14 protein-coding genes are annotated in these 13,613 nt (G+C 68.0%); 9 read left to right on the forward strand and 5 right to left on the reverse strand.

The window, feature by feature from the left end:
• Window positions 1-72: 72 nt before the first annotated feature.
• Window positions 73-1,233, forward strand: coding sequence for a hypothetical protein (locus FJV83_RS28285; protein ID WP_142885567.1), 1,161 nt, complete (start codon window positions 73-75; stop codon window positions 1,231-1,233).
• Entirely contained in the window at window positions 1,226-1,984 is a 759-nt protein-coding gene (locus FJV83_RS28290) for an ABC transporter ATP-binding protein (RefSeq protein ID WP_095775181.1), read from the forward strand. Before FJV83_RS28285 ends, FJV83_RS28290 begins: the two co-directional genes overlap by 8 nt.
• 44 nt (window positions 1,985-2,028) lie before the next feature.
• Here FJV83_RS28290 and FJV83_RS28295 read toward each other — a convergent pair whose 3' ends face one another.
• The 3 genes from FJV83_RS28295 to FJV83_RS28305 form a co-directional block, all read right to left on the reverse strand.
• Complete coding sequence (locus FJV83_RS28295) at window positions 2,029-3,033, reverse strand: NAD(P)-dependent alcohol dehydrogenase (protein ID WP_095775182.1); 1,005 nt, start codon at window positions 3,031-3,033, stop codon at window positions 2,029-2,031.
• Window positions 3,034-3,083: 50 nt separating this feature from the next.
• A complete protein-coding gene (locus tag FJV83_RS28300) occupies window positions 3,084-3,353 on the reverse strand; it encodes a hypothetical protein (protein ID WP_095775183.1) in 270 nt (89 codons plus the stop codon).
• Window positions 3,354-3,547: 194 nt separating this feature from the next.
• A complete protein-coding gene (locus tag FJV83_RS28305) occupies window positions 3,548-4,297 on the reverse strand; it encodes a thioredoxin family protein (protein WP_142885568.1) in 750 nt (249 codons plus the stop codon).
• A gap of 387 nt (window positions 4,298-4,684) precedes the next feature.
• Between FJV83_RS28305 and FJV83_RS28310 the strand changes: the two genes are divergently transcribed.
• From FJV83_RS28310 to FJV83_RS28325, 4 genes are all read left to right on the forward strand, one after another.
• The gene (locus FJV83_RS28310) at window positions 4,685-5,905 is read left to right on the forward strand and encodes a helix-turn-helix domain-containing protein (RefSeq protein ID WP_142885569.1); all 1,221 of its coding nucleotides are present in this window, start codon (window positions 4,685-4,687) and stop codon (window positions 5,903-5,905) included.
• A gap of 102 nt (window positions 5,906-6,007) precedes the next feature.
• Window positions 6,008-6,640 carry a PQQ-binding-like beta-propeller repeat protein gene (locus tag FJV83_RS28315; protein WP_095789377.1) on the forward strand — a complete coding sequence of 211 codons (633 nt, stop codon included), beginning with the start codon at window positions 6,008-6,010 and terminating at the stop codon, window positions 6,638-6,640.
• Window positions 6,641-6,780: 140 nt separating this feature from the next.
• A complete protein-coding gene (locus FJV83_RS28320; RefSeq protein WP_142885570.1) occupies window positions 6,781-7,611 on the forward strand; it encodes an aldo/keto reductase in 831 nt (276 codons plus the stop codon).
• A 102-nt stretch (window positions 7,612-7,713) separates the two neighbouring features.
• Window positions 7,714-8,085, forward strand: a complete 372-nt coding sequence (locus FJV83_RS28325; protein WP_142885571.1) for an endonuclease domain-containing protein — start codon at window positions 7,714-7,716, stop codon at window positions 8,083-8,085.
• A gap of 86 nt (window positions 8,086-8,171) precedes the next feature.
• On the opposite strand, the gene FJV83_RS28330 is transcribed toward FJV83_RS28325, so the two are convergent.
• Window positions 8,172-8,480 carry a hypothetical protein gene (locus FJV83_RS28330; protein ID WP_019859393.1) on the reverse strand — a complete coding sequence of 103 codons (309 nt, stop codon included), beginning with the start codon at window positions 8,478-8,480 and terminating at the stop codon, window positions 8,172-8,174.
• A gap of 167 nt (window positions 8,481-8,647) precedes the next feature.
• On the opposite strand from FJV83_RS28330, the gene FJV83_RS28335 reads away from it, so the two are divergent.
• Together FJV83_RS28335 and FJV83_RS28340 are read left to right on the forward strand one after the other, a co-directional pair.
• Window positions 8,648-9,301, forward strand: coding sequence for a glutathione S-transferase family protein (locus tag FJV83_RS28335; RefSeq protein WP_142885591.1), 654 nt, complete (start codon window positions 8,648-8,650; stop codon window positions 9,299-9,301).
• A gap of 312 nt (window positions 9,302-9,613) precedes the next feature.
• Window positions 9,614-11,116 (forward strand): ATP-binding protein, encoded by a 1,503-nt coding sequence (locus FJV83_RS28340; RefSeq protein WP_095775187.1) that lies wholly within the window; start codon window positions 9,614-9,616, stop codon window positions 11,114-11,116.
• Between the two features lie 134 nt (window positions 11,117-11,250).
• Here FJV83_RS28340 and FJV83_RS28345 read toward each other — a convergent pair whose 3' ends face one another.
• Window positions 11,251-11,886 carry a class I SAM-dependent methyltransferase gene (locus FJV83_RS28345; protein WP_142885572.1) on the reverse strand — a complete coding sequence of 212 codons (636 nt, stop codon included), beginning with the start codon at window positions 11,884-11,886 and terminating at the stop codon, window positions 11,251-11,253.
• 195 nt (window positions 11,887-12,081) lie between these two features.
• Between FJV83_RS28345 and FJV83_RS28350 the strand changes: the two genes are divergently transcribed.
• Window positions 12,082-13,613, forward strand: a 1,532-nt coding sequence (locus FJV83_RS28350; protein ID WP_142887461.1) for an alpha/beta hydrolase, incomplete at its 3' end; no start/stop codon positions are given.

The raw sequence follows: 13,613 nt of genomic DNA on the forward strand, positions 1-13,613 counted from the left end.
GGCCCTACTGGCGGCACAATCGTCGCCGACCTATGTCGATGTCCAACCGCTGGCGATCGCAAAGATGGAACAATGCGGCACGACAGGCTTGTCCTGACCCTGATTTGGCGCGAGCTCTCGGCTGGCCTGCGCTCGATGCGCCGACGCGACCTTGCATGGATCGTCGCTGGCGGCGGGGCGCTGCTCGCCTACGCCATTGCCGACATCGTCGTCGCCTTGCAGGCGGCATCCACCGCGCTGCGGCAGGCACAGGCGCTGTGGACGGCCGGCCTGCCGGGATCGCTTCTTTGCCTTGGCGGCTTCGCCGGCAGTGCAATCGCAAGACTTTGCCTGTCGTGTGCCTTCGCGCCGTTCCTGAAAGCACTGCCGCTTTCACTCATGGAGCGCCGGCGCATGGCGGCGGTGGCGGCATGCGCGCTGGGCGTTCCCCTTGCCTTCATCGTCGCGGCGACAGTGGGCCTTGGCTGTTTCGTCATCGCAAAGCCACTGGCGCCGGCCTGGGGTCTCGGTGCCGCGATGCTGTTTGGCGCCGGATTTGGCGCGGCGGCGGTGCTGCGCCTGCGGAGCGCTCGCGGCCTGGTCCACGCCGACAATACCGATCCGGTGAGCGATCCGGGCGGGCGCCGCCCGTCGCTCGGCGCCTTCGATCGATCGACGCCGGCCTGGCTCTCGAGCTGGGCCTGGGGTCTGCCCGCCGGGCGCGTAAGGTTTTCATGGCGGCTGGCGGGAGCAGGCATCCTTTTCGGCCTCGCGGCGGTCGTTGCCGGCTCCATCAGCCTTGTCCACCATGATGCCGTGCCGGCGGCCATGGCAGGGCTGACCGGGGGCCTTCTGGTGTTCATGCTGAGCGCTCGGTTCCATCCGCTCGGCTCGCCGGTGCTGCGCACGGCTCCGCTCGGCTTCGTCAGGGCCTGGCTGCGCCTGGCGCGGCTGCCGCTGCAGTTGTCGCTTGCCTTCTTTCTCTTGCCGGCGGGCGCCGCCCTGGCGGCGGAGCCGTCGGCCTGGGCGATGCCGCTCGCCAGCGGCTTCTGGCTGCTGGCGCTGAACGGCGCCTATGCGGTGTTTGCCGCCTATTTCATGACCGCGCCGTTCGTTGCCGCGCTGAGCTTCCTCGGCGCCATTGCCTACGCCAGCTACGAGACGCTCGAATATGGGCGCACGGTGCTGATCGGCTTTGCCGCCCTTGTCCTGTTTCTGTGGCACCAGGCGCAACGGAGATATCGCCATGGATAGCAGCGTCGATCCCGCCGAAATCCTCGCGGTTCGCGGGCTCAGCGCCGGGTATGGTCGTCGCGCGGTCGTCAGCGGCATCGATCTGTCGCTCGAACGGGGCGACGTGCTGGGCCTGCTCGGCGCCAACGGCTCGGGCAAGTCCACCTTGCTCAGGGCGATCACGGGCCAGATCCGGCCGCTCGGAGGGACCGTGGCGATCGACGGCGCCGACCTTGCCAGGGCACCGGAACGCGCCAAGTCAGGCTTCGGCCTTGCCGTCGATCCATCCGACCTGCCGGCGGCGCTGAGCGGGCGGCAATACCTTCAACTCGTCGCCTCGATCCGCGGTTGCGCCGAAGACGACTGGCCTGGCGTCGATGTCGCCGAACGGCTCGGGCTCAAGCGCTGGATTGAACGGCCGATCGCCGAATATTCACTCGGCACGCGGGCCAAGATCGCCATTGCCGCGGCCTTGCTTGGCGCGCCACCGCTGCTGATCCTCGATGAGTCCCTGAACGGCCTCGATCCGCTCGCCGGCTTTGAGGTGAAGCGCATCATCCTGGCCCTGGCTTCCAGTGGCCGCCATGCCGTCATCATCTCCACCCATGTCGTGGAAGCGGTGCCGGGACTGTGCAACCGCGCCGTCCTCCTGGCCGATGGCCGCATGGCGCGCGACTGGCACGCAAGGCAACTGGCCGAGGCTGGCCAGATGCCCGGCGCCTTCGAAGCCGAAGTCATGCAGGCACTGACGGTCCAGGCGGTCGATGGGTGAGGGCACGTTGCAGTCGTTTCGCGATCGCTGCGGTCACGCAGGGCTCAAACCTCCAGGCATACCTTGCCGAAATGCTTCCGCGCTGCGTAGTGCGTGAAGGCGGCGGCTATCTCGCGCAGGGGGAAGCGGCGGTCGATGACGGGTTTGATGCGATTGGCCTCTATCGCGCGGATCATGTCCTCCTGGTCCGCCCGGCTGCCGATCGAAATGCCGCTGATGCGGATCTGGTTCGAGAATATGGCCGGGATCGAGACATCAGCCGCAAAGCCGGTGAGCACGCCGATCAGGGCGATGTGGCCGCCTGTCCGGCAGGCGGTTAGGGATTGCGCCAGCGTGGCCGGGCCGCCGACTTCGATCACGTGATCGACGCCGCGTCCGTCCGTCAACTCTCGAACCTTGCGGCTCCAGTCCGGCACGGCCTTGTAGTTGATGACGGCGTCGGCGCCGAGGCGGCTTAACCGCTCCAGCTTTTCCTCATCGGAGGAGGTGGCGATGACCCTGGCGCCGGCGGCCTTGGCGAATTGCAGCGCAAACAGCGACACGCTGCCGGTGCCGAGAACCAGAACCGTGTCTCCGGGCTTGACCTTGCCGCACACGACCAGGCCTCGCCAGGCAGTGACGCCGGTGCAGGTGAGCGCCGCCGCTTGCGCGTGCGTATAGCCCGCGGGAGCTTTGGTGAAGGCCTGCGCGGGCATGCAGACATATTCGCTGGCGAAGCCGTCGAAACTTTCTCCCGGGATGTCGCGCCTGGTGGCGGGCGTCATGTCGCCATCCAGCCACCAGGGATAGAAGACACTGACGACGCTGTCGCCGGGCTTGAGCGCATCGACATTGCTGCCGACGGCGATCACGTCGCCGGCACCGTCGGACAGCGGAACGCGGCGGTCGGCCAGGGGTGTCTTGCCCTGCACGGCGAAATCGTCGCGCATGTTCAGCGAGCAGGCGCGGATCCTGACCATCACGTCGCCGGGTCCCGGCTGGGGCGGATCTTCCTCGACCAGGTCGAGCCTGTCCAGGCCACCCGGCGCTCTAAGCCTGACGAGCTTCATCTGCCTTCTCCGAAATGTGGGATGTTTGATGCAGGCGGCGCGCGCCGGCGCTATCGAATCTGGCGGCCGGAAATCACCCGCAGCCAGGGCGCCAGGTGGAAGGCGCTCATCAGGAGATACATGGCCGGCATCCCGGTTAACGGGCCGGTCAGCGGCGAGGCGCCCATGCACAGCATCGCCGCGTCGCCGCCTTGAAGGCAGGAGAGCAGGGCCATCAGGGCGAAGGTGGGTGCCGCCGCGAGGCATAGCCAGTCGGCGATGCCAAGGGTGCTGGTGTTTTCAGGGGTCGCGCTGCCGGTACCAGAATGGATATCGCTCATGATCTTGATCCCGTGATGGTTGCGGCCCGTCAGAACTTGGGTTCCTCGCCCCCGCTACAGGCGGAGGAGAGGTGTCCGCGAAGCGGACGGAGAGGGGACCTTCGGGCGCAGCCTCTCCGTCTCGGCTTCGCCGAGCCACCTCGCTCGAGCGAGGAACCCAGGCTGGACAGGGGCTTGGTTCTCGCCAGTTCCTGCTACTCACCCTTGTCCCTGAAGGCGGCTTCGCCGGCGGCGGCCACTTCGGCCCATTTCTTGTCGGCGCCAGCTTCGTAATTGTCGTGCCAGTTCCACCAGCTGTAGAGCGGCGTCTGGGGATAGCCTTCGGGCGAATCCTCCCAGATCTCCTGGCGGCCGAGCGGGGTGGCATCGAGATAGCTCCAGACCGTGCCCATCTGCTCGTCGCCGCGGATGCTGATGAAATAGGTACGGAAGACGCGGTCGCCGTCATGGATGAAGACGTTGTGGCCGTGCCATTCGTCGACGCCGAAATCCTTGTCGAAGCTGTCGGTGATCGTGTACCAGGGCATCTCCCAGCCCATCCGCGCCTTCAGCCTGACAATGTCAGCCTGCGGCGCGCGCGAGGCGTAGGCCAGCGTGGTGTTGCGGGCGTTGAGATGGGCGAGGTGGCCGACCTGGTCGGCGCCGAGCGAGCAGCCGCGGCAGGCATGATCGGGCCAACCATAGACGCCCGGCTCGTAGAAGGCGCGGTAGACGATCAGCTGGCGGCGGCCTTCGAACAGGTCGAGCAGGCTTGCCTTGCCGTTGGGGCCCTCGAACACATAGGCCTTGTCCACTTCCATCCACGGCATGCGCCGGCGTTCGGCGGCGAGCGCATCCTTGGCGCGGAGCGTCGCCTTCTCCTTCACCAGCATCTTTTCGCGGGCGGCGTCCCATTCCTGCCGCGAAACGACCGGCGGGGTCTTCATCGTCATGTGCTTGGTCATTGGTCTTCTCCTCTGTCAGTCATGGCGCCGTCGCGGCCTGCGATCGCGTTGGGATCCAGGGTAGAGCGATGAGGCGGGGTGGGGTGAGTTACATCCGCGACGGGATTGGAATCGTCCGGCCCGGCGCAGCAGGGGTGGCGGGGCCGTGCGGTGTGTTCGAGATTGTCGGTTGCAGGCATTTTCAACTATCCCTAATGAGATGCTTACTGTTAATACCTGAGATGCTCAGGCTAGCGAGTGCCGGAATTGGCGTCAACGGTGCCGATGACGGCCTCAGCCACATGGCTAGGTCTCCATCGCGCCGTTGCGACTTGCTGACCGGCGGTGGTGATTTAAGCTAGGGCGCAAACGTGCCGCGGTGGGAGTTACAAGTTTGACGGGATTTGCATGGACTCGCTGATCACCGCGGCGGCATTGGCGCTGGCGGCGGGCGATCCGCTCGGCGCGCTCGACCGCGTCGCCTTGCGCGAGGATGCGCCGGCGCTGGCGCTGCGCGGCATCGCCATGGCGCAGCTCGGCGACTTCGACCGCGCCAAGCTTCTGTTGCGGCGGGCGGCGCGCGCCTTCAGCCCGAAAGAGGCCGTCGCGCGCGCCAGATGCATCGTCGCCGAGGCCGAGATCGCGCTGGTCTCGCGTGACCTGGGCTGGCCGGCCAAGGCGCTCGACGCGGCGCGCACGACGCTGGAAAAGCATGGCGACCGGCTGAACGCGGCGCATGCGGGTCATCTCAAGGTGCGGCGCCTACTGTTGATCGGCCGGCTCGACGAGGCCGAGCATGTGCTGGCCGGGCTCGACCCGACGCCGCTGCCGCCAGCTGCACGGGCCGCGCATGAGCTCGCCGTCGCCGGCATCGCCATGCGGCGCCTGCGGACCCGGCCGGCGCGCGCGGCGCTGGAATGGGCGCGCAACGCCGCCCGCCAGGCGGGTATTCCAGGCCTCATGGCCGAAGTCGACAGCGCATCCCTGGCGCTGGAAACGCCGGCGGCGCGGCTGATCACCCAAGGCACGGAGCGGCCGTTGCTGCTCGAGGAGGTCGAGGCGCTGCAGGCATCGCCGGCGCTGGTCGTCGATGCCTTTCGCTACACCGTGCGCGCCGGGGACCGAACAGTCTCGCTGGCGAGCCGGCCGGTGCTGTTCGCGCTGGCGCGCGCACTCGCAGAAGCCTCGCCCGGAGATGTCTCGCGCGAGGAACTCGTGGCGCGGGCCTTTGGCGGCAAGCATGCCGATGAATCGCACCGCGCCCGGCTGCGCGTCGAGATCGGCCGGCTGCGCGCCGAGCTTGCAGCACTTGCCGACATCAGCGCCACCAAGCGCGGTTTCACGCTGGCGCCGCGCCTGGCGCGCGCGGTGATGGTGCTGGCGCGGCCGATCGAAGAACGGCACGCCGCCGTGCTGGCCTTGCTCGCCGATGGCGAAGCCTGGTCGAGCTCGGCGTTGGCGCTGGCGCTCGGAACCGGCCAGCGCAGCGTGCAGCGGGCGCTCGAGCCGCTCGCCGAGGCCGGCAAGGTGCAGTCTTTCGGCCATGGCCGGGCGCGCCGCTGGATGACGCCGCCGGTGGCCGGATTCACGACCACCTTGTTACTCCCGGCGCCGCTGCCGAACGGCTAAGTTGTGGCGAGATTCAGGTGAGGCCGGCCTGACCGGAATCTCGACACGCCTAAATCCCGTACCGAAGATCAGCGGATGACGACCACAATCGAGGATCAAGACATGAAGCATTCACCGGCCGAAATCCTGTGCGAATACGGACCCTTTCCGGGTGTGGAGCGGATACATGGGGTGAGCTATGACGGCGAGAACGTCTGGTTTGCCTCGGGCGACAGGCTGAACGCCTTCGATCCGCAAAGCGGTCAGACGCTGCGTTCGATCGATGTCGCCGCACATGCCGGCACCGCCTTTGACGGCCGGCATTTCTTCCAGCTCGCCAATGATCGCATCCAGAAGATCGATCCCGATACCGGCGCGGTGCTCGCCACGATCCCGGCGCCCGGCGGCGGCCGCGATTCCGGGCTCACCTGGGCCGAAGGCACGCTCTGGGTGGGGCAGTACCGCGAGCGCAAGATCCACCAGATCGACCCCGAGACCGGGAAAATCCTGCGCAGCATCGAATCCAGCCGCTTCGTCACCGGTGTGACCTGGGTGGATGGCGAATTGTGGCACGCCACCTTGGAGGGCGACGAGAGCGATCTGCGCCGCGTCGACCCGAAAACCGGCAAGCTTCTGGAGAGGCTCGACATGCCTGCCGGCATGACCGTCTCGGGGCTGGAATCCGACGGTGGCGACCGCCTGTTCTGCGGCAGCACTTCCACCCCGATGGTGCGGGCGGTGCGCCGGCCGAAATGAGCCGGTTCTCCTGACGAAGACATCAAGTCCGTGAGTCGCCGGCGAATTTATCCGCCGGCGACTGGTCGTCGTCCCGGCACGTGCCTTAGATAGGCTGGGTCGGGCGACCGCCCGGACATTTCTTCGCAAAGGATCCGACCATGCCCGAACCGATCACGCTGAACGACGGCACCGCCATTCCCCAGCTGGGCCTTGGCGTGTGGCAGGTCGATCGCGGCATCACCGCCGACGTGGTGGGCTGGGCGATCAAGGCCGGCTACCGGCTGATCGACACCGCGCAGGGCTACCAGAACGAGGAGGGCGTCGGCGAGGCGATCCGCGCCGCCGATGTGCCGAGGAGCGAGCTGTACATCACCTCGAAGCTGCGCAACGGCGCGCACGAGCGCGACGCGGCGCTCCGCGCCTTCGACGACACGATGAAGAAGCTCGGCATCGAGCAGATCGACCTGTTCCTGATCCACTGGCCGGTGCCCAGCCGCGACAAATATGTCGAGGCCTGGAAGACCCTTGTCGAGCTGAAGCAGGCGGGGCGCATCAAGTCGATCGGCGTTTCGAATTTCAACAGGGACCATCTGGAGCGCATCATCGGCGAGACCGGCGTGGTCCCGGTGGCCAACCAGATCGAGCTGCATCCGCGTTTCCAGCAGCGCGCGCTCAGGGAATTTCATGCCGGGCATGACATCCAGACGGAGAGCTGGAGCCCGCTCGGCAGCGGCCGGCTGCTCGGCGATCCGACGATCGCGGGCATCGCCCGCAAGCACGGCAAATCCGCCGCGCAGACGATCATCCGGTGGCATCTCCAGCAAGGGCTGATCGTCATCCCCAAATCGGTCCGCCAGGACCGCATCGCGGCCAATTTCGATGTCTTCGACTTCGAGCTGGACGCGCAGGACCTGAAGACGATCGCGGGCATGGATTCGGCCGATGGCCGCGACGGACCGAACCCGGCGACGGCGGCATTTTTGTTTTGAAGAGCCTGCAGGGAAGCTGCCGATCTCCCCCCTTGTGGGGGAGATGTCCGGCAGGACAGAGGGGGGCGCCGTAGGGCGCTAGCGTCAATCTAAAAGGCAGCCATGCCTCATACTCCATTGCCTCCACAGAATCGATTGCACGCACGGTCCATGCGCAAAGCCATGACCGATGCCGAGTTAAAGCTCTGGAATGCGCTTCGCGCACATCGGTTGATGGGGCTTGGCTTTCGCCGGCAACTCCCGATCGCCGGCCATATCGTCGATTTTGCCTGTCCGCAGAAAAAGCTCATCGTGGAGCTCGATGGCTCTCAGCATGCTGATGCAGACCTTGCAGCCGCCGACGCCTCAAGGACAAAGCGCCTGGAACAGGATGGCTGGACTGTTTTGCGGTTCTGGAACGACGATGTCATCCGCGATATCGACAATGTCTGCCAGCATATCATCATCGTTGCAGGGCTAGCTGGCACACCCTGATAGGCTGGCGGGACAGCGCCCCCCTCTGTCCTGCCGGACATCTCCCCCACGAGGGGGGAGATTGGCGGCTTCGCCGGCCGCGTTCGCTAAATCCCGGACCCATCCAGCTGTTGTGCGTCGTCGCCTTCCCAGGGGGCGGGCATCGAGCCGCCGCGGCTGAGGTTGGCCGAGGGCATGGGCATCCAGCACTTCAGCTCCGGTTCGGCATATTCGACGACGCGGCCGGGCGAGGAATCCGATGCCCGCCAGCCTTCACCGGCGAACTGGTCGCCGCGCGACCAGTAGGCGAGGTCGACTTCCGCCGGCCCCTGTTCGGAGGGACGGACCGTGACCAGGATCCGGCTGCCGTCCTTGGGTGCCGTCGACATGTGGCGCCACCGTTCGGGCTCGTCCATCGCAATTCCTCCTGCCTTGGTGCGATATGAAGTGTCGCCTCGCCATCGATGGTGGTCAACCCACACTTTGTCGGATTGCGCCTGCCAGACGCGTCCTTGGTCTGGCATGTTCGCCAGGACGAGGAGAGACACTCATGAATGACAAGATCGAGCCGGCCGTGGGCGAAATGACACTGTATTTCAGCCGCAATCCCAATCCGCGCCTGGCGGTCGCGGTGGCGCGCCATCTCAAGGCCGAGGTGGCCTTCGAATTCGCGTCACCCTTTGCGCCGGAGCAAGCGGAGCGATTCCGGCCGCTCAATCCCAACCTCTCCATTCCCATCCTGGCATGGCCCAGCGGCAGTCTGTGGGAGGCCGACGCCATAGCCTGCCGGTTGTCGCGCGCGGCGCGTTCCGATTTCTGGCGCACCGGCGAGGACGAACCCGACATGATCCGCTGGCTGAGCTGGGGCAAGGAGAATTTCATGCGCGCCTGCGACACCGTGCATTTCGAGCGCGGCACCAAGCAGCGCTATGGCATCGGGCCGATCGACGAGGACAAGGTCAGCAAGGGGCTGGAAGAGTTCCACAAGGGGGCCGCGATCCTGGAGGCGGAACTGGCCGGCCGGCAATGGCTGGTCGGAACGTCGCTTTCCTATGCCGATTTCCGCATGGCGGCCTTCCTGCCGTTCAACGATGCCGCCGGCCTGCCGCTCGGCGACTATCCCGCGCTCGACCGCTGGTATCGCCGGCTCGAAGCCATCGACGCCTGGCGCGACCCTTTCGAGGGCCTGGATGCACCGCCCCTGGCACCGATGCCGCGGCAAGGTGCGGCGCTGTAGCTGACAAAACTGACGACCGGCGCATACAGAAACGAAACTTGAAGACGCCGGCCGCCGTCTGGGGCGTTGGGGTGCATCTCGTTGGGGCGCGATGCAAGGTCAGGCTAAACGGATGGCCGGCCTCCGCAACCGCAACGCCGGCCCATGGTGAATGAGTGGTTACTATCCACAGGGGCGGCTGACGGCGGCCGTTCCTGGCGGCCCTTTCCTCACAACTGTGCGCAACACCGGGCCGCCGGCCATCGGTGCTCGACGGGCCGCGCCTGGGTTGCTAAGCCCCATGCCGCGCAGGAGACCTTTTTGAGTCGAGACATGACCGTTGCGATCGAGATGGGACACACCACGGCGGGCGCCCCAGCGAACCTCGATCTCGAGGAACTGCTGGCGACCCGCCTTCTGGTGCAGGGCAATTCCGGCTCCGGCAAATCGCATCTTCTGCGCCGGCTGCTGGAGCAGAGCGCGCCCTGGGTGCAGCAGACCATTGTCGATCCCGAAGGCGACTTCGTTTCGCTCGGCGAGCGCTACGGCCATCTGGTGATCGATGCCGAGGAGCACACCGAGCGCGGCCTGCAGGCGGCCGGCGAGCGGGCGCGCATCCACCGCGTCTCCACCGTGCTCAACCTCGAAGGGCTCGACGCCGAAAACCAGATGCGCCGCGCCGCCGCCTTCCTCGGCGGGCTGTTCGAGGTCGCCCGCGACCACTGGTATCCGATGCTGGTGGTGGTGGACGAGGCGCAGCTGTTCGCGCCGGCGGTGGCCGGCGAGGTTTCCGACGAGGCGCGCAAACTCTCGCTCGGCGCCATGACCAACCTGATGTGCCGTGGCCGCAAGCGCGGGCTGGCCGGCATCATCGCCACGCAGCGTCTGGCCAAGCTCGCCAAGAATGTCGCGGCCGAAGCCTCCAATTTCCTCATGGGCCGCACCTTCCTCGACATCGACATGGCGCGCGCCGCCGATCTGCTCGGCATGGAGCGGCGCCAGGCGGAAGCTTTTCGCGACCTGGAGCGGGGGCAGTTCATGGCGCTGGGGCCGGCACTGTCGCGCCGGCCGCTCGGCCTGCGCATCGGCCCGACCGACACCAGTCCGCGCAACGGCACGCCGCGGCTGATGGCGATGCCGGAGGCAGCGCTGGAGGATGCCCGCGCGATCATCCTGGCGGCGCCGCCGCCCGAGACGGTGCGCACGCCGCGCCGGGTGGCGTCGCCGGACCTGCTCGACCAGCTGATGGCGGCGAAATCGGCGGCGCTGGAAATCCGCCCCGAACCGGCGGAGCCGCAAATCAGCGCCGAGGACCTGGCGGAACGGCGCGAGCGGGTCGACCGCGTGCTGCGCGCCATCCTGGCACAGCCCGATGCGGGTTTTCGCGTGATCGGCGTGCTCTATCAGGAATTCGTGGTGCGCTGCCGCATCGAGGGCCTGGCCTCGGTGGTGCCGGACCTCGCCGAATTCCGCCGCATGCTGACGCGCGCCCGCGCAGGCCTCGGCTCCGAAACGACGCAGGACGACGCTTGGCGGGACGTTTCCGTGCGCGCCTCGCTGCTGCCCGACGACATGCAGGGCGTGTTCATGATGATCGCGCGGGCGGCGAAGGAAGGCTGGCCGTGCCCGAGCGACGCCGCGATCGCACGCGCCTATGGCTCGCACTCGCTGCGCCGCGCCCGGCGCCTGCTGACCTATATCGAGGAGCAGGGGCTGATCGTCTGCCAGCTCGACGGCACCGGAAAGCGCACCGTGACGCTGGTCGAACTCGCCTGGGCCACCGCCCCCGGCGACCCCGATGCCGAGGAGGCGGAGCAGGGGAGCCTGGCGCTGTGAGGGCGGCCATGGCGCCAGGCAAGTGCGGCGCGACATCGATGAACGGGGCAAGATGACCCTGGGCCGGGCAGCCTTGCAGGCTGGGTTCCCTGCAAGGCCAGCGGTCAAATGAACGCGCGGCCGGTGCAGGCCGGTCAGCCTGCGGCCGCGATGCCGGCGTGGTGGCTGCCCAACTGCCATAGGGGCAGGGGAAACCGGCCGTGCTGCACCTCGAGCAGGCGAAAACCCGCCCCGCCGATCAGGCTCAGCGGATCGCGGTTGAGGTGGCAGCCGCCGGCGATCGAACCCCACAACCGGTTCAGCCGCTGCTGCCAGCGGCGGCAGCGCGGTCCCTCGGCCTGGCCGTGCTCGATGAAGATCAGCCGGCCTGTCGGCTTCAGGACGCGGCGGATTTCGCTGAGCGCGGCCTCGGGGTCCGGAATGGTGCAGAAGGCATAGGTGACGACCACCGTGTCGGCGATGCCATCGGCCAAAGGCAGGCTTTCGCCGCCGGCGCGGATGCATTCGACGGCGAACGGCATGGCGCGGCTCTTCGGCGCGGCGAGGCCGAGCATGGTGCCGTCGGGGTCGACGCCGACCAGCCGCTCCACCCTGGCGGCGTCGTAATAGGGCAGGTTGAGGCCCGAGCCGAAGCCGACCTCGACGACGACACCTTCAGCCCTCGGGATGACGCGACTGCGCATCCGCGTGAATGTGCCGGCCGAACAGCCGGCATGGACGAAATAGGGGGCGACGCAGCGCGCATACCAGGAGAGGCAGGTCTGGCACATGATTCAGCCTCCATGCCCGGCGGCAGGGACGCGGCAGCCGCCAAGCGGTTCTGAAGTGCGATGGCTTGATGTATTGACCGGTGACATTTCTCGCTCCAAGGGAGTTGATCGGGCCGGATCGGCGCGAAACCGGGGGGTGGATAGAAGGCCGGCGTCCCCTCAACGTCCTCTCCTTGCGCGGCCGCGTGCGGATCGATGGAGCCGATACAACTCAGACTTCTGGGTTTTCCGGAGTTCCGGCTGAACGGGCGGCGGGTAGAGCTCGCCTTGCGCAAGGCGGCCGCGCTTGTCATCTACCTTGCCGAGGCCGGAGGACCGGTGGCGCGAGAGGTCGCCGCCACGCTGCTGTGGCCCGAGGCCGACGCGCAAGCCGCCCGCGCCCGCCTGCGGCGCACGCTGTACAAGATCCGCGTCGCGTTCGGCGAGGAGATGATATCAGCCGGCGCGGCGTCGCTCAGCCTGCGCCCGGGGCTCCCGGTCGAGGCCGACGCCATCGCCTTCGACCATGCCTGCGATGCCGGTCTGCTCGACGAGGCCGCCGGCCTCTACACCGGCGACTATCTCGCCGGCTTCGCGCTGCCGGATTGTCCCGAATTCGAGGAATGGGTGTTCTTCCGCCGCGAGGCCTTGCGCAGCCGGCTGGTGCAGGCGCTGGAGCGGCTGGTGGAGGCCAGGATCGCCGGCGGCGACGCGCGCGGCGCCGTGATGCACGCAACGCGCCTTGCCGCCCTCGACCCGTTGAGCGAAAGCGCACACCGCCATTTGATCCGCGCCCATCTGGCCGCCGGCGACCGGGCGGCCGCCGAGCGCCAGGGCGAGACCTGTACGCGGCTGCTGCGCGACGAACTCGGCGTGGCGCCCGACCCGGCGACGCTCGCTCTGCTGCGCGCCAGCGATGCCGAAGCGGAGATGCCGAGAACCCGCTATGTCGCCGTGGACGGCATCCATATCGCCTACCAGACGATGGGCAGCGGCCCGGCCGATATCGTGCTCGTTCCCGGCTTCATCTCGCATGTCGAGCGCATCTGGGAAGACAGGAGCTGCCGCGCCTGGCTCGGTGCGGTGTCGCGGCTCGGCCGGCTGATCCTGTTCGACCGGCGCGGCATGGGCCTGTCCGACCGCGTCGGCGCCCGCCCGACCGTCGAGGCCACAGCGCGCGACATACTGGCGGTGATGGACGCGGCCGGCAGCCGCCGCGCCGTGCTGGTCGGCGCCTCGGAGGGCGGGCCGGGCTGCATCCGCTTCGCCGTCGACCATCCCGACCGCCTGACCGGCCTGGTCCTGTGGGGCTCGCTCGCCAAGGGCAGCCGCGCGCCCGACTATCCCTTCGCGCTCACCTCGGCGCAATATGATCTGTGGCAGCAGCGCCTGCTCGCCGGCTGGGGCGGCCCGGCGGAAATCGAAACCTTCGCGCCCAGCCTCGCCTCCGACCGCCAGGCGCGCGCCTGGTGGGCCGGCCTGCTCCGGGCCGCCTCCAGCCCCGGCGCGGTGGCCGGCCTGCTGCAGGCGCTGCGCGACGCCGACGTGCGGCCGCTGCTGTCAAAGGTCAGGGCGCCGACGCTGGTGCTGCACCGCACCGGCGACCGGGCGGTGCGGGTCGAGGCCGGGCGGTATCTGGCGGCGCGGATAGCGGGGGCGCGGTTTGTCGAGGTGGAGGGGGAGGACCACTGGTTCTGGGTGGGCGAGCAGAGGGCGCTGCTGGAGGGGATTGCGGGGATGGTAAGGGG

This window comes from Mesorhizobium sp. WSM4307 (genome assembly GCF_007003945.1).
Taxonomy (GTDB): Bacteria; Pseudomonadota; Alphaproteobacteria; order Rhizobiales; family Rhizobiaceae; genus Mesorhizobium.

Coding starts and splice junctions, on each gene's coding strand:
- FJV83_RS28335 (WP_142885591.1), top strand. CDS start 8,648: ATGACACTGTATTTCAGCCGCAATCCCAATCCGCGCCTGGCGGTCGCG.
- FJV83_RS28315 (WP_095789377.1), top strand. CDS start 6,008: ATGAAGCATTCACCGGCCGAAATCCTGTGCGAATACGGACCCTTTCCG.
- FJV83_RS28345 (WP_142885572.1), bottom strand. CDS start 11,886: ATGTGCCAGACCTGCCTCTCCTGGTATGCGCGCTGCGTCGCCCCCTAT.
- FJV83_RS28305 (WP_142885568.1), bottom strand. CDS start 4,297: ATGACCAAGCACATGACGATGAAGACCCCGCCGGTCGTTTCGCGGCAG.
- FJV83_RS28285 (WP_142885567.1), top strand. CDS start 73: ATGCGGCACGACAGGCTTGTCCTGACCCTGATTTGGCGCGAGCTCTCG.
- FJV83_RS28340 (WP_095775187.1), top strand. CDS start 9,614: ATGACCGTTGCGATCGAGATGGGACACACCACGGCGGGCGCCCCAGCG.
- FJV83_RS28310 (WP_142885569.1), top strand. CDS start 4,685: ATGGACTCGCTGATCACCGCGGCGGCATTGGCGCTGGCGGCGGGCGAT.
- FJV83_RS28290 (WP_095775181.1), top strand. CDS start 1,226: ATGGATAGCAGCGTCGATCCCGCCGAAATCCTCGCGGTTCGCGGGCTC.
- FJV83_RS28330 (WP_019859393.1), bottom strand. CDS start 8,480: ATGGACGAGCCCGAACGGTGGCGCCACATGTCGACGGCACCCAAGGAC.
- FJV83_RS28320 (WP_142885570.1), top strand. CDS start 6,781: ATGCCCGAACCGATCACGCTGAACGACGGCACCGCCATTCCCCAGCTG.
- FJV83_RS28300 (WP_095775183.1), bottom strand. CDS start 3,353: ATGAGCGATATCCATTCTGGTACCGGCAGCGCGACCCCTGAAAACACC.
- FJV83_RS28295 (WP_095775182.1), bottom strand. CDS start 3,033: ATGAAGCTCGTCAGGCTTAGAGCGCCGGGTGGCCTGGACAGGCTCGAC.
- FJV83_RS28325 (WP_142885571.1), top strand. CDS start 7,714: ATGCCTCATACTCCATTGCCTCCACAGAATCGATTGCACGCACGGTCC.